Source organism: Ruegeria sp. CDSB113, assembly GCF_059611045.1.
In genome coordinates, this window is record NZ_JBXWOU010000010.1 from 126,102 (window position 1) to 151,384 (window position 25,283).

General features: G+C 57.1%; 19 protein-coding genes. 10 read left to right on the forward strand and 9 right to left on the reverse strand.

Annotated elements, in window-relative coordinates; all coding sequences use genetic code 11:
• Positions 1 to 96: 96 nt before the first annotated feature.
• The 3 genes from AC2FIS_RS17025 to leuB all read left to right on the forward strand — a co-directional run bounded on the left by AC2FIS_RS17025 (position 97) and on the right by leuB (position 3,225).
• A complete protein-coding gene (locus tag AC2FIS_RS17025) occupies positions 97 to 927 on the forward strand; it encodes a hypothetical protein (RefSeq protein ID WP_496774528.1) in 831 nt (276 codons plus the stop codon).
• A complete protein-coding gene (locus tag AC2FIS_RS17030) occupies positions 924 to 1,955 on the forward strand; it encodes an endonuclease/exonuclease/phosphatase family protein (protein ID WP_496774529.1) in 1,032 nt (343 codons plus the stop codon). Before AC2FIS_RS17025 ends, AC2FIS_RS17030 begins: the two co-directional genes overlap by 4 nt.
• Before the next feature lie 166 nt (positions 1,956 to 2,121).
• Entirely contained in the window at positions 2,122 to 3,225 is a 1,104-nt protein-coding gene (leuB, locus tag AC2FIS_RS17035; RefSeq protein WP_108861675.1) for a 3-isopropylmalate dehydrogenase, read from the forward strand.
• Positions 3,226 to 3,273: 48 nt separating this feature from the next.
• On the opposite strand, the gene AC2FIS_RS17040 is transcribed toward leuB, so the two are convergent.
• Positions 3,274 to 5,460, reverse strand: coding sequence for a transglycosylase domain-containing protein (locus AC2FIS_RS17040; RefSeq protein WP_496774530.1), 2,187 nt, complete (start codon positions 5,458 to 5,460; stop codon positions 3,274 to 3,276).
• Positions 5,461 to 5,719: 259 nt separating this feature from the next.
• Between AC2FIS_RS17040 and AC2FIS_RS17045 the strand changes: the two genes are divergently transcribed.
• Both AC2FIS_RS17045 and amt read left to right on the forward strand, forming a co-directional pair.
• Positions 5,720 to 6,058, forward strand: coding sequence for a P-II family nitrogen regulator (locus AC2FIS_RS17045; protein WP_058273036.1), 339 nt, complete (start codon positions 5,720 to 5,722; stop codon positions 6,056 to 6,058).
• 33 nt (positions 6,059 to 6,091) lie between these two features.
• Positions 6,092 to 7,402: an ammonium transporter gene (gene amt, locus AC2FIS_RS17050; RefSeq protein WP_496774532.1), complete on the forward strand. Its 1,311-nt coding sequence runs from the start codon at positions 6,092 to 6,094 to the stop codon at positions 7,400 to 7,402.
• 54 nt (positions 7,403 to 7,456) lie between these two features.
• Here amt and AC2FIS_RS17055 read toward each other — a convergent pair whose 3' ends face one another.
• The 3 genes from AC2FIS_RS17055 to sseA all read right to left on the reverse strand — a co-directional run bounded on the left by AC2FIS_RS17055 (position 7,457) and on the right by sseA (position 9,939).
• Positions 7,457 to 7,753, reverse strand: coding sequence for a YciI family protein (locus AC2FIS_RS17055; protein WP_496774533.1), 297 nt, complete (start codon positions 7,751 to 7,753; stop codon positions 7,457 to 7,459).
• 147 nt (positions 7,754 to 7,900) lie between these two features.
• Positions 7,901 to 9,085, reverse strand: a complete 1,185-nt coding sequence (locus AC2FIS_RS17060; protein ID WP_496774535.1) for an amino acid aminotransferase — start codon at positions 9,083 to 9,085, stop codon at positions 7,901 to 7,903.
• Positions 9,085 to 9,939: a 3-mercaptopyruvate sulfurtransferase gene (gene sseA, locus AC2FIS_RS17065; RefSeq protein ID WP_496774536.1), complete on the reverse strand. Its 855-nt coding sequence runs from the start codon at positions 9,937 to 9,939 to the stop codon at positions 9,085 to 9,087. The genes AC2FIS_RS17060 and sseA overlap by 1 nt, the downstream gene beginning before the upstream one ends.
• Positions 9,940 to 10,550: 611 nt before the next feature.
• Between sseA and AC2FIS_RS17070 the strand changes: the two genes are divergently transcribed.
• Positions 10,551 to 11,657, forward strand: coding sequence for a peptidoglycan-binding protein LysM (locus tag AC2FIS_RS17070; protein ID WP_496774537.1), 1,107 nt, complete (start codon positions 10,551 to 10,553; stop codon positions 11,655 to 11,657).
• A 131-nt stretch (positions 11,658 to 11,788) separates the two neighbouring features.
• Here AC2FIS_RS17070 and AC2FIS_RS17075 read toward each other — a convergent pair whose 3' ends face one another.
• Positions 11,789 to 12,343, reverse strand: a complete 555-nt coding sequence (locus AC2FIS_RS17075; RefSeq protein WP_496774538.1) for a helix-turn-helix domain-containing protein — start codon at positions 12,341 to 12,343, stop codon at positions 11,789 to 11,791.
• 107 nt (positions 12,344 to 12,450) lie between these two features.
• Between AC2FIS_RS17075 and ilvD the strand changes: the two genes are divergently transcribed.
• Both ilvD and AC2FIS_RS17085 read left to right on the forward strand, forming a co-directional pair.
• Complete coding sequence (ilvD, locus tag AC2FIS_RS17080) at positions 12,451 to 14,283, forward strand: dihydroxy-acid dehydratase (protein WP_108861683.1); 1,833 nt, start codon at positions 12,451 to 12,453, stop codon at positions 14,281 to 14,283.
• Between the two features lie 115 nt (positions 14,284 to 14,398).
• Positions 14,399 to 14,848 (forward strand): NUDIX hydrolase, encoded by a 450-nt coding sequence (locus tag AC2FIS_RS17085; RefSeq protein ID WP_496774539.1) that lies wholly within the window; start codon positions 14,399 to 14,401, stop codon positions 14,846 to 14,848.
• A 9-nt stretch (positions 14,849 to 14,857) separates the two neighbouring features.
• Here AC2FIS_RS17085 and AC2FIS_RS17090 read toward each other — a convergent pair whose 3' ends face one another.
• Entirely contained in the window at positions 14,858 to 15,676 is an 819-nt protein-coding gene (locus AC2FIS_RS17090) for a sulfotransferase family protein (protein ID WP_496774540.1), read from the reverse strand.
• Positions 15,677 to 15,820: 144 nt separating this feature from the next.
• Here AC2FIS_RS17090 and AC2FIS_RS17095 point away from each other — a divergent pair, with 144 nt between their 5' ends.
• Entirely contained in the window at positions 15,821 to 17,398 is a 1,578-nt protein-coding gene (locus AC2FIS_RS17095) for a DUF5928 domain-containing protein (protein ID WP_496723588.1), read from the forward strand.
• 45 nt (positions 17,399 to 17,443) lie between these two features.
• Here the strand turns inward: AC2FIS_RS17095 and amaB are convergent, their stop codons facing one another.
• Positions 17,444 to 18,940, reverse strand: a complete 1,497-nt coding sequence (gene amaB / locus AC2FIS_RS17100; RefSeq protein WP_496774541.1) for an L-piperidine-6-carboxylate dehydrogenase — start codon at positions 18,938 to 18,940, stop codon at positions 17,444 to 17,446.
• An 18-nt stretch (positions 18,941 to 18,958) separates the two neighbouring features.
• A complete protein-coding gene (locus AC2FIS_RS17105; RefSeq protein WP_496774543.1) occupies positions 18,959 to 20,065 on the reverse strand; it encodes a saccharopine dehydrogenase family protein in 1,107 nt (368 codons plus the stop codon).
• A 417-nt stretch (positions 20,066 to 20,482) separates the two neighbouring features.
• On the opposite strand from AC2FIS_RS17105, the gene AC2FIS_RS17110 reads away from it, so the two are divergent.
• Positions 20,483 to 24,121 (forward strand): flavoprotein, encoded by a 3,639-nt coding sequence (locus AC2FIS_RS17110; RefSeq protein WP_496774545.1) that lies wholly within the window; start codon positions 20,483 to 20,485, stop codon positions 24,119 to 24,121.
• Here AC2FIS_RS17110 and AC2FIS_RS17115 read toward each other — a convergent pair.
• A complete protein-coding gene (locus AC2FIS_RS17115) occupies positions 24,118 to 25,281 on the reverse strand; it encodes a hypothetical protein (RefSeq protein WP_496774546.1) in 1,164 nt (387 codons plus the stop codon). The two genes, AC2FIS_RS17110 and AC2FIS_RS17115, sit on opposite strands and share 4 nt — an antisense overlap.
• Positions 25,282 to 25,283 lie beyond the last annotated feature (2 nt).

Consider the following 25,283-nt stretch of genomic DNA (forward strand, 5'->3'; position numbering starts at 1 on the left):
CGATAATAGAGGCACCCGTCGATTAACAATGATCGGGCACAAGTTGGGACGAAACCGTCAAAGAAGCGGTCAATCCGGTTTGAAAGGGTTTGGATAGTGATTGCGCGCACAACAGGGGCGGCGATTCGGGGATTATTGGTCGCACTAATGGTGCTGACACCCGCGTTGTACCTGCCTGTAACGTCTACGAATGGGACCGAGATTGTCGTCTTTCTCGCCATTCTTGCGTTTTTCCTGACATTCGCTGAATACAACTCTGCTTTTCCCAGCTTTATCGAATTCCGCGATGCGCCGCCTGTGAACCGTTTGCGCTTTGTCGGGCTGATGTCGATGATCACGTTCCTGACGTTGATCTGCAAGAACGCATATACGCCGACCGGCCTGACGACGACCTTCTATTCCTTTGGCCTGGGCGTCGCAAATGTGGTCGACTTTCCCTATTCGCCAGTACGGCTGATCATCCTGATGCTGCCAACTGATGCAAGCGTGCCCTTGATCGAACTTGTCCGTATTTCTGCCAGCGTCGCGTATGTCGCTGCTTTGGTGACGATCGCCAGCTTTGCCTACGCGGTGAAAGTGCGCGGCTGGCCGACCGGAAATGGCGCCTTCAATGTCTGGACCAATCTTCCGCTGTTCGACCCCACCAAAGGCGGTGACGTAGTTACTCGCCTGCAGCGCGACGGTCGGCTGAACATTTGCATCGGTATTCTGCTGCCCTTCCTGATCCCGGCGCTGATCAAACTGCTGACTGACTATGCCGATCCGATCTCACTGAGCAATCCTCAGACCCTGATCTGGACGCTCAGCGCCTGGGCCTTCCTACCGGCCAGCATGATCATGCGTGGCATGGCGACCCTGCGCATTGCCAATCTGATCGTTGAAAAACGGCGCGCCTATTCCACAGCCGAGTCTACCCAGACCGCATGATCCGCATCCTGATCCTGCTGCTGTTGCCCGTTGTGGCGCAGGCAGAGACGATCCGTATTGCCACCTACAATACAGAACTCAGCCGCGATGGTCCGGGGTTGCTGTTGCGCGATATTCGCCGCGGTGATGATCAGGTGATGGCGGTCGTTGCGGTTTTGGCGGACACCCGCCCCGACATCATTGCGTTGCAGGGGATCGACTGGGATTTCGAGGCGCTGGCGCTGGCGGCGCTGGCAAACCGGTTGCGCGAGGCCGGATTGGATTATCCCTACACTTACACGGCCCAACCAAATTCCGGCCTGGAAACGCATCTTGATCTGGACGGAGATGGTCGCACCCACGGCCCTGGTGACGCACAAGGCTGGGGTCGCTTCACCGGTCAGGGCGGGCTGGCCGTGATGTCCCGTTATCCCATCGCTTCGGATCAGGTTCAGGACCTTTCCAACCTGCTATGGATGGAACTGCCCGGCGCTGAACTGCCCCAACATGACGCAGGCCCCTACCCGTCAGAACCGGCGCAGAACGTTCAGCGGCTCTCATCCGTGGCGCATTGGATTGTGCCCATTAAAACTCCAGCGGGGCAGCTGGATTTGATGACTTTTCATGCCTCACCCCCCGTGTTTGACGGACCCGAGGATCGCAACGGTCTGCGAAACCGGGATGAAATTCGCCTTTGGTCCGCAGTCATGGATGGGGCAGTCGGGCATAAACCTGATCGTCTGTTTGTCATCGCGGGTGATGCCAATCTAGATCCAGTGCGGGGTGATGGACGCAAAGAGGCGATCCGAGAGTTTTTGAACGACCCCCGCCTTCAGGACCCTTCACCCGCAGACCCCTCAGGCGATTTGACCACGGTGGTTTGGAAAACGGTTGGTCCAATGCGGGTCGATTACGTCTTGCCATCGGCCCAATGGCAGGTGGTGGATTCCGGGGTGCACTGGCCCGCCGCGGGCACCGAAGAACGCAAAACCGCCGAAAGCGCCAGCCGTCACCGGCTGATCTGGGTCGACCTGACACTGCCTCGCTAATAGGGCCCTTTGCGCCATGATCTGGCCCGCAAAACAGGCCTGACGCAATTTTCAGACGCTAACGGAAACAAACCTGTATTTTCCTAGCTCTCAGGCGGGATCGTCTCATTGACCCGATGCCGCGCAGGCGCTAGGGCCTGTGCTGTAAAACGCAAGGAGATCCTTCATGTCCAACCCCTCGCTCCTCATCCTGCCCGGAGACGGAATTGGCCCCGAAGTCATGGCCGAAGTGCGCAGAGTCATCGACTGGTTCGGTGCGAAACGCGGCCTGGAATTCGACGTGAGCGAGGATCTGGTCGGTGGTGCCGCGTATGACGCGCATGGCAAGCCCCTGTCGGACGAGACGATGGCCAAAGCGCAAGAGGTCGACGCGGTTCTGCTGGGTGCTGTTGGCGGCCCGAAATATGACGATCTGGATTTCAGCCTCAAGCCCGAGCGCGGCCTGCTGCGCCTGCGCAAGGAAATGGACCTGTATTCCAACCTGCGTCCTGCACAGTGCTTTGACGCGTTGGCCGATTTCTCGTCGCTGAAGAAAGACATCGTTGCCGGTCTCGATATCATGATCGTGCGCGAGCTGACCTCGGGCGTCTATTTCGGCGAGCCGCGCGGCATCTTCGAGGAAGGCAATGAGCGTGTTGGCATCAACACCCAGCGCTATACCGAATCTGAGATCGAACGCGCCGCGCGCTCGGCATTTGAGCTGGCAATGCGCCGGAACAAAAAGGTCTGCTCAATGGAGAAGGCCAATGTCATGGAATCGGGCATCCTATGGCGCGAAGTTGTGAACCGTGTGGCCAAGGATTACCCCGAGGTTGAGCTGAGCCATATGTATGCCGACAATGGCGCGATGCAGCTGGTGCGCGCGCCCAAGCAGTTCGACGTCATCCTGACCGATAACCTGTTTGGCGACATCCTGTCGGATTGTGCCGCGATGCTGACCGGCTCGCTGGGAATGCTGCCGTCGGCCTCGTTGGGTGCCCCGATGGCGAATGGCCGCCCCAAGGCAATGTACGAACCCGTCCACGGCTCGGCCCCGGATATCACTGGACAGGGCAAGGCCAACCCGATCGCCTGTATCCTCAGCTTTGCCATGGCGTTGCGGTATAGCTTTGATCAGCTTGAAGAGGCGGATCGTCTGGAAGCCGCGATCGAGAAGGTTCTGGCCGACGGTGTTCGCACCGGCGATCTGCTGGCCGATGAAGGTGTCACACCGGTTTCGACCACGGAAATGGGCGACGCCATTTTGGGTGCTCTCGACGACAGTCTCTGATCAGGCCCGCATTCAATTAAAAAGGCGGTGCCCAGGGCACCGCCTTTTTTAGTTTCCGCCGAAGATGTTGTTCAGCAGGTTGTTGATGGCCCGGTCCAACCCAGTTTCATTCTTTCGGCGCTGCTGCTGCGGCTGAGCAGTTCTAACCGGTGGGTCCGGGGCGAGCATCGGCAATGGCGTCGGCGTCATACCTTCAGTCACGCGCAGCATGGTTTCTTTCCAGATTTCCGCAGGCAAACCGCCTCCGGTCACGCCGGACAGCGGCGTGTTGTCGTCATAGCCCATCCAGATGCCCGTCACGTAATCGGCCGTAAAGCCAATAAACCAGGCATCCCGGGCGGCTTGCGTGGTTCCTGTCTTGCCCGCGACCTGCCATCCGGGCAGTTGTGCACGCGCGCCGGTGCCTTCGGACACGACGCGCTCCATCATCCAGGTCAGTTGTTTGGCGGCTTTGTCGTTGATGACCCGCTCACCAATGCCGGTTGTCGTCACCATGACCGGGGTAACATCGCCTAACAATTTCAGTTCGGTCAGCCCATAAGGTTCAACCGCCGAGCCGCCATTCAGGATACCCGCATAGGCCCCTGTCATCTCGATCAACGTGCTTTCCGACGCGCCCAGCGCCAATGCGGGGCCCTGCGCCAGATCGCTATCGATGCCGAATTCGCTGGCCACCGTGCGGACATTGTCCAGCCCGGATATCTCGGCCACTCTGACCGCCGGGATATTCAACGAGTTTTTCAACGCATCTGCTAGTGTGACGCGCCCGTAAAACTTGTTGGTATAGTTCTTGGGACACCATTGGCCAGAGCCCGGAATGTTCACGCAGTAGGGCTCATCCACCACCGTATCCAATGGCGAATACCCCAGCTCAAGCGCGGTGGCATAAACGAAGGGTTTGAACGAAGACCCCGTTTGCCGCAGCGCCTGCGTGGCGCGGTTGAATGCGCCGGACACGCGGGTCTTGCGCCCGCCAACCATGCCGCGCACGGCCCCGTCCGCCGACATCACCACGATCGCGGCCTGCGCCTTTGATCCCTCGCGGACCTTTTCTTGAAAGATGAATTGCAGCGCTTCTTCTGCTGATTTCTGGATACGTTGATCCAGCGTGGTGCGGATCACCACATCTTCGGTCGTGTTGCGCGTAAAGAACTCGGGCCCGCTGGCCATCACCCAATCGGCGAAATAACCGCCCGCCCGCGCAGCCGCAGCTTCGGACAGTTGCGCTGGATTGCTGCGCGCACTGCTGGCCTGCGCCGAGGTCAGATACCCCTGTGCCTCCATCAGGCCAACCACCAGCCGCGCCCGATCTTGCGAGCGTTGCAGGTTATTCGTCGGTGCATAGCGCGTCGGTGCCACCAGTAGACCAGCCAACATCGCGGCCTGCGACGGGCTGACTTCTGCCGCCGAGATCCCGAAATAACGTTGGCTTGCGGCCTCGAACCCGCGCGCACCCGCGCCCAGGAAGGCCCGGTTCAGATAGATGGTCAGGATCTCGTCCTTGGAATACTTGACCTCCATCGCCATCGCATAGACCGCCTCTTTGGCCTTGCGCCAAAGCGAGCCCTGACGGCAATCGGACTCATAGGCAGCCTCGGATTCCCATTCACTGGGCTCAAATGGCACACCAAGGCACAACAGCTTGGCCGTCTGCTGCGTGATGGTCGACCCACCATGCCCCGACAGCGGTCCGCGCCCTTCGCTCAGGTTGATGCGCACAGCGCTTGCGACACCGCGCGGGCTGACGCCGAAATGGCGATAGAACCGCTTGTCCTCGGTCGCGACGACAGCGTTCTTCAGATGCGGCGAGACGGTATCGGCGGTGATCACCCCACCAAATTGGTCCCCACGCCAGGCAAAGACCTTGCCGTCCCGATCCAACAGGGTCACCGATCCGCGCGCGCGACCGTCTAGCAAGGCATCGACGTCAGGCAGAGATGAGTAGACAACCCCAACCGCCAAAGCCAACAGCATGGCAGCCACCGCGCCCACACGCCAGGTCACACCCCAAATCAACCGCCAAATCCAACGGAACATGCGGCGAAAGAAGCCGCCGCCGCCACCGGACGTCTTGCGGATTTTCTTTCGGGCGGTTTTGCGAGTCGACGTTTTACGCGCCGTCGCCTTTTTGCCGGCGGGCTTTGTCGTCCGCTTTGTTGCAGCGGGTTTGCGCCCCTTTGAAGGGTATCTTTTGTCTGCAACAAGCGATGTCTTGCGACGCCTGGACTCAGTCATGCTCAAACTCTGCCCGGTTATCATTTTGAGGCACCATACCCTGCCACTGGCGCGAAGTAGAGGTATGAAATCCCGCTAACCAGCCTCAATAGTTCGCCCGCTTTTTAGGCATCAACGTTTTTTTGTGCAAAAATTGTGCACCTCACCCCCCTTTTCGCCTGCGTCCACCCGCCCTGACCGTTTCTTACTGCGGTCAGTCACGCTCTCTTTCTGCAGGTGCAAACAAACCGGTTCCGCCGGACAGGAAGAGGGGACAGACGTGAAACTGATCATTGCGACAATCAAGCCGTTCAAGCTGGAGGAGGTGCGCGAGGCACTGACCGAGGCCGGCGTGCGCGGCATGATGGTGACCGAGATCAAGGGCTTCGGCTCGCAATCGGGCCACACCGAAATCTATCGTGGGGCCGAATATGCGGTGAATTTCGTGCCCAAGATCAAGCTTGAGATCGTGGTGCCGGCCACGATGGCCGACCAGATCGTCGAGACCATCACCAAAACCGCCAAGACCGGCAAGATCGGTGACGGCAAGATTTTCGTCCTTGATGTCGAGCAGGCGCTGCGCGTGCGGACCGGGGAAACCAACGAAGAGGCGCTGTAAGCGCCGCCACTCCAAATCATTCGAGGACTGACAATGAACCTGATGAAATCTCTCATCCCAGCCGCCGCGCTAGTCGTGTTGCCGCAGATGGGTCTGGCGCAAGAGGCCGCCGAGGGCGAAGCCGCGCTGCACACCCAGTATATTTTTACCACCCTGCTGTTCCTGATGGCAGGCTTCCTTGTCTTCTTCATGGCTGCAGGATTTGCCATGCTCGAGGGCGGTCTGGTGCGCTCCAAGAACGTTGCCATGCAAATGATCAAGAACATCGCGCTGTTTTCGATTGCCGCGATCATGTACTGGCTGGTCGGCTTCAACACGATGTACCCGGGCGACTTCAATGGTTTCTTTGCCCTTGGCGGCCCGACCGTGCTTGATGCCGTGGGTGTCGCGCCAGCGGACGCGGCGCTAGATTACGCGTCGATCGGTTCGGACTTCTTCTTCCAGCTGGTCTTTGTGGCGGCAACCGCGTCCATCGTGTCCGGTGCCGTGGCCGAACGTATCAAGCTATGGCCCTTCCTGATCTTTGTCATCGTACTGACCGGTATCCTCTACCCGATCTCTGGATCGTGGAAATGGGGCGGCGGCTGGCTGGATGCTATGGGCTTTTCCGACTTCGCCGGTTCGACCGTTGTTCATTCGGTCGGTGGCTGGGCCGCTCTGGCGGGCTGCCTGATCCTTGGCCCTCGCATTGGCAAATACAAGGACGGCAAGGTTCATCCGATGCCCGGTTCCAATCTGGCGCTGGCGACTCTGGGTACGTTCATCCTGTGGCTGGGCTGGTTCGGCTTCAACGGCGGCTCGCAACTGGCAATGGGCACAGTGGGCGACGTATCCGACGTGTCGCGCATCTTTGCCAACACCAACATGGCGGCGGCCGCAGGCGCGGTTGCCGCGCTGATCATGACGCAGCTGCTGTACAAAAAGCCCGACCTGACCATGGTTCTGAACGGAGCACTGGCCGGTCTGGTCTCGATCACGGCGGAACCGCTTGCCCCGACTCTATTCGGAGCGCTGTGGATCGGTGCCGTAGGCGGCATCATCGTGGTCTTCGCGGTCCCCATGCTGGACAAGTTCAAGATCGACGACGTAGTCGGTGCCATCCCGGTTCACCTTTTTGCCGGTATCTGGGGCACCATCGCAGTGATCTTCTACGGTGAGGCCAACCTGATCACCCAACTGACCGGTATCGTAGCTTATGGCGTGTTCACCTTTGTCGGAGCCGCAATCCTTTGGACAATCCTGAAGGCCACGGTTGGCATCCGCGTCAGCGAAGAGGACGAGATCAACGGTCTGGATATGGCGGAGCTGGGCATGGAAGCCTATCCGGAGTTTTCCAAGGGTTAAGGCCTGAGAAAAACGTCCGAAAGCCGGGTGTTCGCACCCGGCTTTTTCTGCCCATCACAGCACCGTCGTCTGATCCTCGAGCAGCTTGCCCCACGCGTAGATCTCAAAACTACGGAACTCGGGCACATAGAACGGATCGTTTAAGATCAAATCGACGACGTCATCTTTTGACTGTGCCTCGACGATCCACAGCGCACCGCAGAATTCGGCGTTTTCATCGGGTTTAAGACCTCCACCGATCAACAATTCAGGATGCGCCTTGGCATAGGCTACGTGCGCATCCCGCAAATCGTCCCGCGCACGGATCGAGAGCATCTCTTCCACATCTTTAAAAATAGCTGCCCAACGCATGTTCACCTCACTCTCGAATAACTTCGAAAACGTTATGGGCGAGGATCATCTGAACTTAGGGCCAGTCAGGCGAAATACAGCGTCCAGACTTGGGACAAAAAAAGCCGCACCGGTACGTGCGGCTTTTGTTAGTCGATGAATGGTCGATCAAACCCCGACGTCGACGATCGCCTTGGCCAATATCGGCACGGTTGTCGCGTTCAGTCCGGCGACATTCAGGCGGCTGTCTCCAACCATATAGATGCCATGATCCACCCGGAGTTTTTCGACCAGTTCCGGAGCTGCCCCAAGGCGCGAGAACATGCCGCGATGCTGAGCGACAAAACCGAAGCGATCCGAACCGCTCAGGCGCTGCAATTCGTCGGCCAGCTGCTGGCGCAAGCCCAGCATGGACAGGCGGATCTCTTCCAGTTCTGCTTCCCAATCGGCGCGTAGGGCGTCGTCGTTCAGAATCGTTGTCACCACGCGCGCGCCGTGATCCGGCGGGAAGGAGTAGTTCTGGCGGTTCAGGAACGCCAGAGTGGACTGGTTCAGAGCCGTTTGCGTCGGGTCATCGCTGATTGCCATCAGCAGACCTGTGCGCTCGCGGTAGACACCGAAGTTCTTTGAACACGACGCCGCAATCAGGCAGCGCTTGACGGACGAGGCGACCAGACGAACTGCCTGCGCGTCCTCCTCCAGCCCGTCGCCAAAGCCCTGATAGGCGATGTCGATCATGGCAACCAGACCACGCTCGTTGATCAGGTTCACGACTTCTTGCCATTGCACCATGTTCAGGTTGGCGCCGGTCGGGTTGTGGCAGCAGCCGTGCAGCAGGACCACGTCGCCCGCATTCGCGGTTTTCAGGTCCTCGATCATGCCGTCGAAATCTACGCCACGGGTTTCACCGTCGAAATACCGGTATTGGACCGTCTCCATCCCCAGGTAGTTCAGGATCGACAGGTGGTTCGGCCATGTCGGGTTCGACACGAACACGCGGGCCGAGGGGTTGGCCATGCGGATCATCTCAAACGCCTGACGGCAGGCACCGGTTCCGCCGGGCGTCGCCACGGCAGCGATGTTGCTGCGTGGAACCGAGGTGCCCAGGATCAGGCCAATCATCGCATCGGCATAGGCCGGATCGCCCGCCAATCCGGTATAGGCCTTGCTCTCTTGCTCTTCCAGAATACGCTTTTCGGCCGCTTTCACCGCGCGCATCACCGGGGTAACCCCTTCGGCATTCTTGTAGACGCCAACACCCAGGTCGATTTTCTGATCGCGCGGGTCTTCGCGGTACATCTGCATCAGCGCCAGAATCTTGTCGGCAGGCTGCGGTTTGAGGTGTTCGAACATCAGTTCTCTCCGGTTGAGACGGGCAGGGTCGGGAAAGCACCCCATTCAGCCCAGGAGCCGTCATAAAGCGAGTGGTCTTTCTTGCCTATGCGCTCAAGCGCAAGGCTGAGGATCGCGGCGGTCACACCCGACCCGCAAGATGTGATGGCCGGTTTCGACAGGTCGACGCCAGCGGCCTCGAAGATGGCGCGGCATTCGTCGGGTGATTTCATCGTGCCGTTCTTGTTCAGCAGCGTGCCAAAGGGCACGTTGCGCGACCCCGGAATACGGCCTGGGCGCAGACCTTCGCGCGGCTCTGTCCCGGTTCCGGCAAAGCGGTCCGCAGAGCGCGCGTCGATGATCTCGTGATCGGCCAGCTTGGCGGCGGCGGACACCTGTGTGACATCGCGGACCAGATGGTTCTGGACCCGAACGGTCATGTGACGGTCGCGGATCACCGGCGGCAGGTCTTCGATCTCATGCCCTTCGGCTTGCCACTTGGGCAGACCGCCATCCAGAACGGCGATGTTTTCCTGCCCCATCAGTCGGAACAACCACCAGACACGGGCCGCGGACATCAGGCCAGCCCCGTCATAGACAACGACCTGATGGCCATCCCCTACGCCCATCGCCCGCAGGCGGGACATGAACTTTTCGACCGGAGGCGCCATATGCGGCAGGTCCGATCGGTGGTCCGAAATATCATCGATGTCAAAGAACCGCGCGCCGGGGATGTGAGCGGCATCGTATTCGGCCTTTGCGTCGCGTCTTTGCTGTGGCAGATACCATGACCCGTCCAGCACCCGCAGATCCGGGTCCTTGAGATGGGCAGCAAGCCATTCGGTAGAAACGAGGGTTTTCGGATCGTCCTGCATAAAAGCCTCCCCTAAACGCGTTTGGTTTTTCCCTATACGCGCGCGCATGCGGGTTCAAGACTGGATGGGATGATGACGCTAACGGACGCCTTGTAACCTGCGGTTCAGGGCGATTGGGGTCAATTTGAGCAAAACCAACAGGCCCAAGCGCACCCGTAACTCTGTTTAACTTCCGCACACGGTTTGCCCATATGCACATTCTGAGTTGTAACCATCGGAAATGGTCATGGGTGTAAGAGTGCCGTTCAGCTTTGTAGACTCGCGCCTGCATAATATTTTTCACTCCACTAGGGGTTGAACTCAAAAAAACGCACTTTCCGCCGTAAAAAGGCCGGTTTTCCCTACGTCAATGTACCCCGGAGTATCTGTGAAAGCGCCCATGTTAAGGCCGTGAAAACAGCCAATACAACATCGGTGCTGGAACAAAGGGAAACGGGCAAATTGGAAGAATAAAAAGCGCTTTCCCCCGCAGTCTGCAAAATTTGAATCAGCGCGGAACACCTTTCCTAACGTTTCGTTAGTGAAAGAAAAAACGCAACGCCACCAGGGTAGTAGATCAAAAAACCCGGACCCTGGTGCACGTTAAAGCACTCACTCGACAGGAGAACGAAATGAATACCCCTGGAACTAAGTTTGGCCTGGTGGCCCTGGGTCTGGCTGCCTTGATCTCACCGATAAGCGCTGCGGCGCAGGTTGCGTGCGAATCGTATACAGTAGAATCAGGCGATACGCTGGCGACTATTTCCGAAACAGCTTATGGGTCTCGGGACTACCAAATCATCTTCAACGCGAACAGAAACGTCGTTGCCGGTAATCCGAACAACCTGACGCCTGGTACTGTTCTGAATTTGCCATGCGCCGACGGTCGCTTGACCGCCACATCGCAGTTCAACGAAGTTGTCGAGCGCGAGGAAGAAAAAGCCGCGAAGATCACAGCCAGAAACGTTTACGAACCACCGATTCGTCTTTTGGCCGGTAACGATTGGGCACCCTATACGGACGAAGGTCTTTCGGGTGGCGGCTTTTTGATGCGGCTGTCGACAACTGCCCTGCATCGTGCTGGCAACAAGCGCGAGTACAACCAGGGTTGGGTGAACGATTTCAACTCACATCTTTATACACTTCTGCCCGCCGGAGCGTATGACATCGCAGTTGCCTGGGTTGTGCCAGATTGCGCAAAAAACCCCGATGCCATGGGTGAAGACAGCCTTTATCGCTGTAACGGGTTCTACGCGTCACAGCCATTGTATGAATCGGTCGTTGGGTATTTCACTCTGCCCGACAGCAAATATGCTGGCGCAGCTTCTATCGAAGAGCTGGAAGGGGCCGTTTTCTGTCGTATGGACGGGTTCTTTACCAATGACCTGGAAGAGGCCGGTCTGGTCGAGCCCAAAATTACGCTTGTTCGCCCCCGCACCCCGGAAGAGTGCATCGAGGCGGTCATGAACGGAACGGCGGACGCCACCGGGATGGCCATCCAGCAAGCCAATGGTGCAATTGCGGCTTTGGGTTTGGAGAACGAGGTGGTTCAGAATGAGAACTTCACTCATCTGTCCACCATTCGCCTGCTGGCCCATAAATCCAACCCGTACGGGCTGCAGTATATCTCGATGCTGAACAATGGCCTGAACGAAATGCGGCAGTCGGGCGAGTGGTACGATATCGTTTCCAGCTCGCTGTCCGAGTACAGCTCTAAGCTGCAATCCGCGTCGAACTGATCGGTTTGTCCAAAAGAACCCGTACACAGCGCGCCCTGCGCTGTGTACCACCTCGACCCAAAGTCATTAGCTTTGTACCGGGGTTACATATTTGAATCAGGTCGCCCACCCTTTCCAGCGAGAGCGTTGCCTCAGGTGACCTCGGCTGGTTGCGCATAGTGATGCATGTTCAAAAACGCAGCACCATTCGTCCCGGCCCTGTAGCCATGCGGCAGATCGGCTGCAAAGCGCAGGCCCTGCCCGGCCTGCAGCGGCACCCAATCCCCGTCGCGCAGAATCTCAAGTGATCCGTTCAGCACAAACACCTCTTCGATCACCCCTGCGGCATGGGCTGCGGATTCGTGGCTTTGGTTCGGGGCAAGGTCGACGTGAAACGTTTCGGCACCCAGCGCCGGATCGAAGGGAAAGACGATCTTGACCTCGATACTGCCGGGAAAGGTCACGGTGTGGAACACGTCGGGCATGGCGGTATCCCGCAGGGCCGCCGTTCCAATCAATGCACTCAGCGGCAGCTGAAACCCTTTGGCGATTTTCCACAGCGTTGCGATGGTCGGGCTGGATTCGCCACGCTCAATCTGGCCCAGCATGGCTTTGCTGACACCCGTCATCTCGGCCACTTTGGACAGACTCAACCCCGAGGCCGCCCGCACATCGCGTAGTTTTAGCGTAATTTCGTCCGGTGCCATCTTGATCGTCTCTCGAATCCTCTTGTGCGTTATAGCGCACATGTGATACGTGCGCTATAACGTACGCAACCCGAATATCGCAACCGGGGCAAAAGGGAAACAGCATCATGCCAATGTACCGATCCAGAACCTCTACCCATGGCCGTAATATGGCCGGTGCCCGCGGCCTGTGGCGCGCCACCGGAATGGGTGACGACGATTTCGGCAAACCGATCATCGCCATCGTCAACTCTTTCACCCAGTTCGTCCCCGGCCACGTACACCTGAAAGATCTGGGCCAGATGGTCGCGCGCGAGGTTGAAGCCGCTGGCGGTGTTGCGAAAGAGTTCAACACCATCGCGGTCGATGATGGTATCGCCATGGGCCACGACGGCATGCTGTATTCTCTGCCCTCGCGCGAAGTGATTGCGGATTCGGTCGAATATATGGTCAACGCCCACTGCGCTGATGCAATGGTCTGTATCTCGAACTGCGACAAGATCACCCCCGGCATGCTGATGGCCGCGATGCGTCTGAATATCCCGGCGATCTTTGTCTCGGGCGGGCCGATGGAGGCTGGCAAGATCGACATCGCCGATCTGGACGCCAAGAAGATCGACCTGGTTGACGCAATGGTCGCCGCCGCCGACGACAGGTTCACCGACGAACAGGTCCAGCACATCGAAGAGAACGCCTGCCCAACCTGTGGCTCATGTTCCGGTATGTTCACCGCAAACTCGATGAACTGTCTGGCCGAGGCTCTGGGGCTGGCGCTGCCGGGCAATGGTTCGACCCTGGCCACGCACGCGGACCGCAAAGAGCTGTTCCTTGAGGCAGGTCGCCGGATCGTGGAAATCACCAAACGCCACTACGATCTGGACGAAAAAGGCTTCCTGCCACGCGAAATCGCAACGTTCGACGCGTTCGAGAACGCAATGTCGCTGGATATCGCCATGGGCGGTTCGACCAACACGGTGTTGCACCTGCTGGCCATCGCACATGAGGGTGAAGTGCATTTCACCATGACCGACATGGACCGCCTGAGCCGTCAGGTGCCGTGTCTGTGCAAGGTCGCGCCCAACACTGAGAATGTTCATATGGAGGACGTTCACCGCGCCGGTGGCATCTTCTCGATCCTTGGCGAGCTCAGCCGCGCCGGACTGCTGCACGAAGATTGCAGCACCGTGCATTCGGCAACCATGGGCGAAGCAATTGCCAACTGGGACATCAAGGTCGCCAACAACCCCGCAGCGCAGGACCTGTTCAAGGCCGCGCCCGGCGGCGTACGCACGACGCAGGCGTTCAGCCAGTCGAACCGGTACAAGGAACTGGATACCGACCGTGAAGGCGGAGTAATCCGATCCAAGGAGCACGCGTTCAGTCAGGATGGCGGTCTGGCGGTCTTGTTCGGCAACATCGCGCGCGAAGGCTGTATCGTGAAAACGGCAGGCGTTGATCCCAACAGCCTGACATTCACCGGCTCTGCCTATGTCTGCGAAAGCCAGGATCAGGCCGTGAACGACATCCTAACCGGCAAGGTCAAAGAGGGCGACGTGGTTGTGATCCGCTATGAAGGCCCGCGCGGCGGTCCGGGGATGCAGGAAATGCTGTATCCAACCTCGTACCTGAAATCCAAAGGTCTGGGCAAAGCCTGCGCCTTGCTGACCGATGGGCGTTTTTCGGGCGGCACCTCGGGCCTGTCGATCGGCCATGTTTCACCTGAGGCCGCCGAGGGTGGCGAAATCGGGCTGGTCAAGCAGGGCGACAAGATCGAGATCGACATCCCCAACCGGACAATTCATCTGGCCGTGTCAGACGAAGAACTGGCCGCCCGCCGCGAAGAGCAGGACGAAAAGGGATGGGTGCCCGCCGCACCGCGCAAGCGCAAGGTATCTACCGCGCTCAAAGCCTATGCCAAGCTAGCGACAAGTGCCGCGAAAGGTGCCGTGCGCCAAGTCTGACGAAGCGGTTTCCAAACCACCCAAACTGCAATAGCTTCAAAGGTCTCGCTAGTTCGTTTAGCGAGACCTTTTTCTTTTGTATTCAACGACATCTATAACACAATCGGTGAGAAGCATGACATTCTGGCGCCCGCATAACGGTATCCGTGTCAAAGCCATCGGCTTGCATTGGCGGGGGGACCGCCTTCTTGCTGCCGAAGTCCCAAATGACGACGGTCGCATCAAGGGTGTTCGTCCTTTGGGCGGATCGGTCGAATTCGGCGAAACTTGGCGTGACGCGCTGAAACGTGAGTTCCGGGAAGAACTCGATGTGACGGTTGAAGTCAGTGGGCAACCGCTGGTGATCGAGAACCTGTACCAGCATGAAGGGCATCAGGGGCATGAGATCATCTTTGTGGCAGAGATTCAGTGCACCGAGCTTTTGAACTGGCCCGACGCGCCGATTTCATTCACCGAAGACAATGGCCTGAATTGGACGGCAAGATGGTTCAGTCTGGATGCTCTGGATACCGGCGGTCCAGAGCTATACCCGACCGGCCTGAAAGAGCGCCTGATCGATCGCTGATCCCTTCGCCTAGTCGCCCAGTTTGGCGTGAACCTCGTCCAGATCAATCTCACCAATCGGCATCTTGTTGCCCGGGTTTTCAAAATCGTATTTGAACAGTTCGAAATCGTGTTTGTAGATTTCGTAGACCAGGTGCATCGACAGGTCGTCAAAGTAGTCCTCGACCGGATGCGCGCGTTTCGGCCCGTGCCCTTCGGATTCATTGAATCGCGGGATTTCGGACAGGTTCACAGCGTGCGGTGTCTCTAACCGATCAAGGACGCCTTGCATCCCGTCATTGAACTTTTCAGTCCAGAAAATCTGATCGTACTGACCACCGTTCACGATGAAGGTCGAGACATGGCCGGACATGGCCGACCAGTGAATGTCAGGGTCCATCGGACGCCGCCAGCGGATCGTATCACGTGCAAACAGCAAAAAACGGCGGAAACTGGCGATCTGATCGAACTCACCCTTACCGTCTTCACCGCCAACTTCGATCCCGTAATTATAGATAAGCGTGGGCACCAGATTGCCCCGATACCGCTTGCCGTTGCGCTGAATGCCACAGATCTTGTCGAAGAACGAGCTTAGAATTCGGGTGTAGGGATTGCGCACGCATGTAAACGCCAGGGATTTGTGGTCCCGCACATTGCCCGAGATCTGATCCTGACTTGGACCGAAGGCCCATTTGTGCATCCCGTCCTTTGCGTCATGGATATCACCGTCAAAAAACTGCCCGTGATCCGAATAAAACATAATCTGACCAATGGTCGAACAGGCGCATTTCGGCACCACACGGTAAACCATGCTTTCGCTCTCGGTCATCCATGTACCGGGAAAACCCATCTGCTGTGCCTCCTTTGCTGATCTGGTCTCAAAATTGACGCGCCAGCATTTGAAACCAAAAAACCAAAAATATTCTATTTATTCAATCGCTCATCCTCAGTATCACGGTTGGAAACGGGCAGAAACGGAAAACAATAGGCCGATATGGCAAGAATTGCCTACATATTGCTTTGTCACAAAGACCCTGACGCGATCATCGCGCAGGCCGAGCAACTGACCGCAGCCGGGGATTGCATGGCGATCCACTTTGACGCGCGGGCCAGTGCGGCCGCCTACGCACGCATTCGCGAGGCTTTGAAAGACAACCATAATGTCACCTTTGCCAGCAAGCGCATCAAATGTGGCTGGGGGGCGTGGTCACTGGTTCAGGCCACGCTGAATGCCCTGCAGGCCGCTGTGGATGCGTTTCCCCGCGCCACTCATTTCTACATGGTGTCGGGTGACTGCATGCCGATCAAATCGGCTGAATACATCCACGACTTTCTGAATCAACACGACGTTGATTTTGTCGAAAGCCATGATTTCCTGGAAAGCAACTGGATCAAGACCGGCATGGTTGAGGACCGGCTGATCTATCGGCACTATTTCAACGAACGCACACAGGCCAAGCTGTTTTATGGGTCGTACAATCTGCAAAAACGGTTTGGTCTGACGCGCGAGATTCCGTCAGACGTTCAGATAATGATCGGCAGTCAATGGTGGTGCCTGCGCCGCAGGACCATCGAAATGATCCTGGATTTTCTGCAAAAGCGCCCGGATGTGAAACGGTTTTTCTCGACCACCTGGATTCCGGACGAGACCTTTTTTCAGACTTTGGTGCGCCATCTGATCCCCAAGACTGAGATCGACAACCGCACGCCCACGTTCCTGATGTTCTCGGATTATGGTATGCCGGTGACGTTCTACAACGATCACTATGACATGCTGCTATCGCAAGATTACCTGTTCGCCCGCAAGATCAGCCCCGAAGCCCATGAGCTGAAGGACAGGCTGGGGCAGATGTACGCAACCGAAGGGATGACTTTTCACATCTCGGACGAAGGGCGCAACCTGTACAGCTTTCTGACCGGGCGCGGCCGGGTGGGGCGGCGCTATGCGCAGCGGTTCTGGGAGGCAGGCAATTCACTGGGCCCCGAGCGCGAAGTGTTTCTGATCGTGAGCAAGAAATGGCATGTTGCCAAGAGGTTGGTGGACCAAATCGTCTCGGAAACCGACATTCCATGCGTGGAATACCTGTTCAACGAAGAAGACACTTCTTTGCCTGATCTGGGTGGCATTGAATCGTCTCTGGCCAAGCGCTCGCGGCACAGACGCGCGGTGGCCCGCATGCTGTTTGAAAGTTTTGATTCCAACAAGCTGGTCTTGTGCGTGGATCCCGCAGATCTGGATATCATACAAGATTTCTGCTCGGTTCAGGCCCGCAGCCATGTTCTGGAAATCGAGTGCGAGTACTCCGACGATTATCTGATCGGCCACGCCCGCCGCGTGGGGTTAGCCGGAGAAAGCAGTCCTCGGGATTCCGTGGCCCGTCTGATCCCGGCGCTGCGCAGTTCACTGGTGCACGAATCCGAATTGATCCGCGAGGCAGAGTTTGACGGATACCTGCGTATCCGCGAGACCAACTCAAATATTGAGAATGAGACCGCGATTGCCGAGTTTCTGGGCGTGTCGCTGGACAAGGCGCAAGCCATCATGAGCCTTGATTATCTTTTTGCTGATTAACGCGGATCGTCCAGCGGCGCGCCGAGGCGCCGCTGGATAATTGGTTTAGATGTCGAACTTTACGCCCTGCGCCAAGGGCAGTTCAGCCGAGTAGTTCACCGTATTCGTCTGACGTCGCATGTAGGCTTTCCACGCGTCCGAGCCGCTTTCGCGCCCACCGCCGGTTTCCTTCTCACCGCCGAAGGCTCCGCCGATCTCGGCACCTGACGGGCCGATATTGACGTTGGCGATGCCGCAATCCGACCCGGCTGCGGTCAGGAACTGCTCGGCTTCGCGCATGTTCAGGGTAAAGACGCAGGAAGACAGGCCTTGCGGAACGTCATTCTGCAGCTCAATCGCATCATCAAAATCGTCATAACCCATGACATACAGGATCGGCGCAAAGGTTTCGGTTTTCACAACAGCCGTTTGGCCTGGCATTTCGACAATGGCAGGCTCCATATAGACACCAGCAGGCATACCCTCGGTCACGCGACGACCGCCGTGCACGGTGCCACCTTCGGTCTTGGCGGCCTCTAGTGCTGCGGTCATGGCCGTGCCCGAGGCTTCGTCTACCAACGGGCCAATCAGCGTGCCTTCGACCAGCGGGTTGCCGATGGGCAAGCCCGCATAGGCTTTTTTCAAACGGCCCACTAACTCCTCGCGGATCGAGTTGTGTACGATCAGGCGGCGCAACGTTGTACAGCGTTGACCGGCCGTACCTACTGCCGAGAACACAACCGCACGGACAGCCATTTCCAAATCGGCCGAAGGACCAACGATCATCGCGTTGTTGCCGCCAAGCTCCAGAATGCACTTGCCAAAGCGTTGCGCCACGATGGGTGCCACGGCGCGACCCATGCGGGTGGACCCTGTGGCCGAGATAATCGGAATGTCTTCGCTCGCGACCAAGGCCTCGCCCAGCGCTGCACCACCGATCAGCGTTTGCAGCAGATTGTCCGGCGCATCGCCAAACCGGGCCAGCGCGCGTTCGAAAATCTTCTGGCAGGCCATCGCGGTCAGCGGGGATTTCTCGGATGGTTTCCAGATCACCGGGTCACCACAAACCAGCGCCAATGCCGCATTCCACGACCACACTGCAACCGGGAAGTTGAAGGCCGAGATCACTCCGACCGGACCTGCCGGATGCCACGTCTCCATCATCCGGTGACCCGGACGTTCCGACGCAATGGTCAGACCATACAATTGACGCGAAAGACCAACCGCAAAATCGCAGATGTCGATCATCTCTTGCACTTCGCCCAGACCTTCCGAGGTGATCTTGCCAGCCTCCCAACTGACCAGAGCACCCAGATCGTCCTTGGCGGCGCGCAGTTCCTCGCCCAACAGGCGGATCAGTTCACCCCGGCGCGGTGCCGGTACTGTCCGCCATTCTTTGAACGCCGCCTTCGACCGGGCAAAGATGGCGTCCATGTCGGCAACGGGTGTTTCATGCACGTCGGCCAACACGCTGCCATCAATCGGAGACGTCACTTTGAGCGTGCCGCCGGTCAGTTCGGCCTCGGTCAGATCCAGGTTGGCGAGGGTTGTTTGGGCTGTCATCACGATGTCTTTCATATCTCAGGCCGCCTTGTTCTGTTCGGTTACGTCGCCGGCACGATAGAGCCGGCCAAATTCGGTGTTCAGGAAATCGGACAGGTTCACCTGTTCCTGCCGGACAAAGCCATTCGCAGGCAGCGCGCCGGTCCGCATCAGATCAACCACGCCCAGAACGCCTGCGGCGGTGGTGACCTGAATGGCGCTCCAGATCTGTCCGTTGATCGTGCGGGCAAAGCTTTTGTTGATCAGGGATTTCTCGCGCAGCGCGCCGTCGATCATGCCCTTTGCGGTGCAATAGACCAAAACCACATCTTGGTCGGTGCGCGGCAGCGCAGTCTCAAAAATATCCTTCAACAGGTCGCGGCGATGTTCCAGGCCAAGGTCCTTCAGAAGCAATTTCAGGATATCGCAATGGCCCGGGTACCGGATCGAACGGTAAGACACTGCCCGCGCCTTGCCGTCCAGCGTTTCGGGTAACGTTCCCAACCCACCAGAGGTGTTGAAGCATTCGTACTCCACCCCGTCATGGCCAAGCAGCTCATAATCCTCCAGCGGAGCGGTCTTGACCCGTTCACCATTCACAATTGCATCGCAAGGGTTGCAGTATTCGTTGATCAACCCGTCGGTGGACCAGGTCAGATTGTATTTTAGCGCGTTGGTCGGATAGAGCGGCAGCGCCCCCACCCGCATATGCAGGCTGTCGATTTCATCGAATTCCGCCGCCAGCGATGCCCCCGCGATACCGACAAAACCCGGTGCCAGACCACATTGCGGCATGAACGCCGTATCACTGCCTTGTGCCAAGTCACGCACTGCATTGGTCGCCGCGACATCTTCGGTCAGGTCAAAATAATGCGCACCAGCGGTCTTGGCCGCTTTGGCAATCTTCGGCGTCAGAAAGAACGGGGCGGCTGAGATCACGGCATCGAACCCACCCAGGCCTTCGGTCAGTTGCGTTTCGTCGCTCACATCGATCTGCCGGGTCGAAATGCCCTGCTTGTTCAATGCTGATAACGCAGCCAAATCCCGGTCGGCCACTGTGACCGAGTAATTGGCCGATGACTTCAGCAAGGTCGCGATCATCTGACCGATCTTGCCTGCCCCGATGACACAAATGTTCCAGCTCAAAACACGCCTCCTCTTTCGTTTTTGAAAGTATGAGGCCGCTTCTGTCCGAAACGCAGGGGCAATCTTGACGAAATCGTGGTTATGCTTGTCAGATTGACAAGAATTTTGTCAATTCGTCGTACCACCTGTGCGAGATTCCGCGCTCGGCGGCACGATGAACGACATGATCACCCTATGGCTGCAACGCAATTGGCCCAATCAACAACGCCAGTGATTTTTATATTCAGATATTATACAGTGCGCTCAATTGGACCCTTTTGTTCGCGCATATCAATGTGTTCAATCGGTCCGCCCAGCGCGGGAAATTACGTCAGGCCGGTCTTTTATTCAGTATGACCGATGGGTGCCTGACCCAAAAACAAGCTTCTGCGTTGGGTCTTTGACAATTTTCACGGCGAAGTTCAGGGGGGACAAGACGTGCCTAAAGATCCAATTGAAAGCTCTCAATCATTCAATCCATCCCAAGACGATCTGAAATTGATAGATGAGGTCCTGCCATCCAAGGATCCATCAGTCATTCATTCGAAATTCGAATTCTACGAAGTATCCGAAGAGACGGTCCTGCCCTCTGAGGGTATGTTTGTGGTCCTCGGCGGCATGGTTCAGCTTCGGCAGGACAAAGCGGTTCTGGCGACCGCAGACACCGGGGACTATTTTTACGAAGAACATCTCGAAATCGAGGACATTCCCGTCAGTCTTCAGGCGCTGGCCACTCCGGGCACCCGGTTGGCCTATCTGCCCAAACACCAATGGAAGGCAATCCCGAAAAAGATCAAAGATGCCTGTGAAGATACGCTATTTGGCGATCTGGTCAGTGTGCATCTGAAGAACTATCAACAGCCGATCAATTGCTGCAGCGTGACTGCGGCAGCCCTTAGCATGTCGGCGCTTGGGTTCAGCTACGAAGTCAACGACATCTTTCGCGAATGCGGCTTACCTACCTCGTTTGTCGTAAACGACGGAATATCGCTGGGCGAACTTTTCGATGTTGCCTGCACATTCATCCATACCCAGGACCTGCGCGATGTCATTCAGGTGCAGGCCTATTTCATGGATGAGGCCACGACATCCGTGGATCTGTTGCTTGAGGCAATAGACGAATCCAATCGGCTGGGTGGAAAAAACGATATCCTTGTGGCGAACTTTCAAGTCGGTGTCGCACATGGCAAGGAAAACATGCCGGGTGGCCATTTTGCCATTATCGCAAAGTGTAACCCCAGCACCGGCCTTGTGCATATGATGGACGTTCACCCGGAAAAGTACGGCAAGCTATGGGTGACAACCATTGATCGTCTGTGGGCCGGGATGACCGACCGCGATGGAACATCGATGCGATCACGGGGGATGCTGCGGTTTTCGGCGCTAGACGCAGTCAAAACATACCTGCAAACTCTGAAGCAGGACTGCAATTATGTCGACAGTACGGAATACCTGGCCAAGGACCCTAAAATGCGGCGCAACCTGTTCAGGCGGGCCAGCCCGAACATGAACTCGATGGGCGTTCTTGCGGAAAGCCTGGCCATCCTTGGGGATGAACAGGTTGACGAGGATAAACTGCTAAGGGCAACGCAAACCGATTTGGCCGAAGCGCTTAGCCGTGTGTCGACAGCCCGGGAAATGCACGCGATGGCGCAACGGTACCTAAGTCAGGAACCGGACGTGCATCTGGGCAGCTCTTTCCGCAGCTATGCCAATCGTTCGGACAAAAGCATCAGATCACCCGAAGACTGGTTCCGCTACCAATTGCTAGGCCTGAACGAACACAAAGATTGTCGTCATCTGATGATCAATATCGATTTCAATAAGGTACTGGGGTCTGAGGTCATTTGTCCCCCAAAGAATGCGTTCCGTGAAACGGCCCTGTTGGAGGAGTTCTGGTGCCTGTGTATCGCTTATAAAGAGGCAACCGATATGGTGACGGTTGTGGACATGAGCCCCGCAACCTCACAGGTATGGCAAGCACCGCGCGGGCATTTGTTCCGCGGCCTTCGGGACCTCAAGGACCCGGCCTTGCTCGTGATCGAAAAACACGATCCGCCCGAAGACCCCAGCGATGTAGATCAGATCGTCAAAAACAACCCGCTTGTTCTTTTTTATGCGGATGAAGACCCCTGGTCCTACATGCTGCGCAGTATCCTGGCCAATATCGGCATCACCGACATCAAGCTGATTGATGTCGAAGGGCACGGTGCAAATGTTATGAAAATGCGCCGGCAACTGATCGCCCGAACCGGCAAGGAAACCGTTCCGTATCTGTTTTTCAATGGCGTTTGCCTGGGCCGGCGAAACGACATCGTGGACAGTATCCTGAAAGGTGAATTTCAGAAGGACGTGGAAAAGGCCGGGTTGCCGGTTCTGCTGCGTCATGAATCCCCCAGCCTGGACAAGAACATCTTTGGGTACCCCAAGGGCGGGCTGACCGATGCCCCCAGCGAAAAGCGCAACGTGTTGCTGTGTGCTTGCGGATCATCGGCGGCGGACAAGGTGCCGCAACTGGTGAAGAAAATCACCGATGCCGGCCACAATGTGAAACTGATCCCTTCAGTGTCCGCTGAAAGGTTCTTTCGCGATATTGAGATTGAAGCGGATGTCGAGATTGAAAGGGGGTATGAGCCCGAGAAGGTCGAGGACTATATCTCTCACAACGACTATTACCGCGACGACGACGAATGGAACTTCCGCTACACCAAGTTCGGCATGCCGCTGCGCGCCTCACATCTTGCGTTGTGTGATTGGGCCGATTGCGTGATCGTGGCACCCGTGACCTGCAATACAATGGGCAAGATCGCCAATGGGATTGCCGACAATCTGCTGACCTCGGTCTTTGTCGCCTGGCAGTACCGGAACAAACCGGCGATCCTTTGCCCGGCGTGTAACACCAACATGTGGAACAACGTCACAACCCAAAGGAATGTCGAAAAGCTGCGTGATCTGGGTGTTGATCTGGTCGGTCCCCGCAAAGGGCGATTGTCGAACGGCATGATGGGGATCGGTATGATGGCCACCCCGGACCAGATCATGGAAGTTCTGGACGAAGCGTTCGAGGAACTAGCCGATCAGGAACACAACATCTGCAAATGGGCGCAAGAGGCCGCAGCTTCGGATGAGTTCGCGCAATGGCACCGTGTTTTCGACGCGATAGAAAACGGGATGGCCGGGATCGACATCGTGGATGAGCACAATGGCGATACGCTGTTGCATTACGCAGCTGGCGGCGAAGGTGAGTTGCGTGAAAACGGAAAGGGCTTGGGCAAACCTGACATTGAGGCCGCGCAAGAGCTGATACGGCGCGGCATTAACGTGAATGCGACCAACGACCATGGGTTTACCAGCCTGCACGTGGCGGTGATGAACAACTCGGTTGATATGGTCAAAACACTGTTGGCCGCAGATGGCATTGACGCAAGTTCGTGCATCCACTTCCTGCAAAGCCCCAAAAACGCCGAGGACGTCAATGAAGCCAAAATTTCGAGTGAAGTGCTGGCCATGCTGGATGACTGGGCCAACAGCCACACGCTTGCAGAGATCGAGGAAGAGAGCGAAGACGATGTCGTAGATGACCGTGAACGTACCTATCTCTACTTCACCTATGGCTCGTTGAAGAAAGGCTTCCCGAACCATGAGGCCCACACAGATGTGCTGGATGACTTCGTTGGCAAGGCCGTGACCCGACAGCGAATGCCCCTGATCGTGCCGCATGAGCCGCATTGCGACAATCCGAACTGTGGCTTCCTGCATCGGATGGCCACGCTGGTCGACCAGAAAGGCCGTGGCAAGCCAATTCGTGGAGAGGTGTATCGGGTGACTTCGTCCGGTATGAAAGAACTCGACAAGCTCGAAGGTTTTCACGGACCCGGATCACCCGAGAACGTCTACGTCCGTAAGCGGATCAACGTGCTGATCGAGGGCGTAATGAAACCCGCATATGCCTATGTGATCGCGCAGCCCACCAAGTATCTGGATCAGTTGGAGAAAGGCGCAGCCGGGGTTGTCGGGGAATACACGCTGGACATGGCCACAGGCACATTAAAACCCGGGTGGCAGCCGCCCGCCTAGTTTTGAACCTGTATCCCGACCTCATCCTTAGGACTGTCCTTGAGGCTGAGGTTATAGGCCGTGATGATCACCATGCACGACAGGACAAAGGGCCAGAAACAGGCCTTGGGTATTAGGTTGTCTTTATAGTGGATGAACCACAGGGACGGCACGGCCTCGGCTGCAAAGAAGTAGGTGTTTACCGACACTGCCAGCAGCAGGAAATACATCAGGAAAAAGAACGATTCCATGTAGATCACGGGCGATCCGGCGAACCCTTCACGTAACTGTACATGCGCCAGCAGGATCACGAAAAACAGGACTGAGCAGGTGCCGATAACGCTGGACGTACTGAAATCGTGCCGTTCCACCAGATTGGGGCGTCGCGTGACTGTCATGACGGCCCCGAACAGCAGCATCGTCACAACAATCAGGGGGATCATGTGGACGATAAAGGCATTCGCAAAGTTCCGTTTGATGACGAAATTATAGTGCAGCTCAGGCAGGTTGGTCTGATATTCGTTCTTGCCGATGCCAAGGGTCGTATCCAGATCGGACAGGCGGTAGTCGAAATAGGTGTTTTCACGCTCCCACGTTCCCATGACGATCCGGTTGTCGATGCCAAAGATATCGTGCGGCCCCGTGGCCGGATAGGCCGAAAAGTCAGGGATTAGAGCCACATTCACGTCAAACTCACCCGGCCAGAAACGGACCCAGACGGTTTTGTGGTCAAACGGATAACTGGTATAGTCAAAGGCCTGGCGCAAGGTCTGTTCAAAATACCAGCCGATCAACTCGGACCCGCCCTGATCTATCCTGTAGGCTTCTTCAATCAGGCCACTCGCTGCCTCGGCAGCTTCCGGCAGGATGAACCCCACTTCGCCTTCGGCTGGTTTGATGGCGTCATGCACTCCGTCCTCGTAATGCTGCCAGATATAGCCGCTGACATGGACATCACTGGCTCCGGTAAAACTGAAGGATTTGATAAATATGCCAGTTTTGACCTGGTAGCCTGGCAAATTGGGAAGGTCTTGCAGGTAAGCGTCGACCGACGCCTGATCTGGCAGTTGCGTCGGGTCTTCGTCGAAATGGTTCAGTTCAATCCAGAGTTTGAACAGAACAAGGGCCAGACCCAGCGTAACAAAACCCGAGATCAGCCAGACTTTCTTTTCTATGCTCATTC

Bases quoted from the DNA above. Each gene is read 5' to 3' on its own strand.
- AC2FIS_RS17030 (WP_496774529.1), top strand. From the start codon at position 924: ATGATCCGCATCCTGATCCTGCTGCTGTTGCCCGTTGTGGCGCAGGCA.
- leuB (WP_108861675.1), top strand. From the start codon at position 2,122: ATGTCCAACCCCTCGCTCCTCATCCTGCCCGGAGACGGAATTGGCCCC.
- AC2FIS_RS17040 (WP_496774530.1), bottom strand. From the start codon at position 5,460: ATGACTGAGTCCAGGCGTCGCAAGACATCGCTTGTTGCAGACAAAAGA.
- amt (WP_496774532.1), top strand. From the start codon at position 6,092: ATGAACCTGATGAAATCTCTCATCCCAGCCGCCGCGCTAGTCGTGTTG.
- AC2FIS_RS17055 (WP_496774533.1), bottom strand. From the start codon at position 7,753: ATGCGTTGGGCAGCTATTTTTAAAGATGTGGAAGAGATGCTCTCGATC.
- AC2FIS_RS17060 (WP_496774535.1), bottom strand. From the start codon at position 9,085: ATGTTCGAACACCTCAAACCGCAGCCTGCCGACAAGATTCTGGCGCTG.
- sseA (WP_496774536.1), bottom strand. From the start codon at position 9,939: ATGCAGGACGATCCGAAAACCCTCGTTTCTACCGAATGGCTTGCTGCC.
- AC2FIS_RS17070 (WP_496774537.1), top strand. From the start codon at position 10,551: ATGAATACCCCTGGAACTAAGTTTGGCCTGGTGGCCCTGGGTCTGGCT.
- AC2FIS_RS17075 (WP_496774538.1), bottom strand. From the start codon at position 12,343: ATGGCACCGGACGAAATTACGCTAAAACTACGCGATGTGCGGGCGGCC.
- ilvD (WP_108861683.1), top strand. From the start codon at position 12,451: ATGCCAATGTACCGATCCAGAACCTCTACCCATGGCCGTAATATGGCC.
- AC2FIS_RS17085 (WP_496774539.1), top strand. From the start codon at position 14,399: ATGACATTCTGGCGCCCGCATAACGGTATCCGTGTCAAAGCCATCGGC.
- AC2FIS_RS17090 (WP_496774540.1), bottom strand. From the start codon at position 15,676: ATGGGTTTTCCCGGTACATGGATGACCGAGAGCGAAAGCATGGTTTAC.
- AC2FIS_RS17095 (WP_496723588.1), top strand. From the start codon at position 15,821: ATGGCAAGAATTGCCTACATATTGCTTTGTCACAAAGACCCTGACGCG.
- amaB (WP_496774541.1), bottom strand. From the start codon at position 18,940: ATGACAGCCCAAACAACCCTCGCCAACCTGGATCTGACCGAGGCCGAA.
- AC2FIS_RS17115 (WP_496774546.1), bottom strand. From the start codon at position 25,281: ATGAGCATAGAAAAGAAAGTCTGGCTGATCTCGGGTTTTGTTACGCTG.